The sequence below is a fragment of the Priestia sp. SIMBA_032 genome, assembly GCF_046535215.1.
GTDB classification, from domain to species: Bacteria; Bacillota; Bacilli; order Bacillales; family Bacillaceae_H; genus Priestia; species Priestia aryabhattai.
In genome coordinates this window covers 1-270 of sequence record NZ_JAWRXD010000708.1, presented here as the reverse complement: position 1 = coordinate 270, position 270 = coordinate 1, and the positions used below count along the sequence as shown (strand labels likewise).

Here is a 270-nt window from a genome sequence, read left to right as displayed (position 1 = left end):
CCGCGCGAATCCGTCGGCGTCACCGGCTTCGATGAGGTCGGCGAGGTCGGTGTGCTGCGAGATGATCCGCTGCATCTGGGCGCGATCACGTTGGACGGAGGTGCTCGTCATGCGTAGCTGGCGATCCCGGAGGGTGTCGTAGAACCCTTCGAGCAACGGATTGCCCGCGGCCTCGACGAACATCCGGTGGAAGGCGGCGTCGGCGATGGTGAACTCGTCGACCTCATCGGCGTCCGCGTGCACGGCCTGCCTGCCGAGCGCGGCGCGGAG

The 270-nt window shown here is 68.1% G+C and carries 1 protein-coding gene; it reads right to left on the bottom strand.

What is annotated here, in order from left to right; all coding sequences use genetic code 11:
• A partial coding sequence (locus SB717_RS36105) for an FCD domain-containing protein (RefSeq protein ID WP_410907808.1) occupies positions 1-270 on the bottom strand: 270 nt, incomplete at both ends.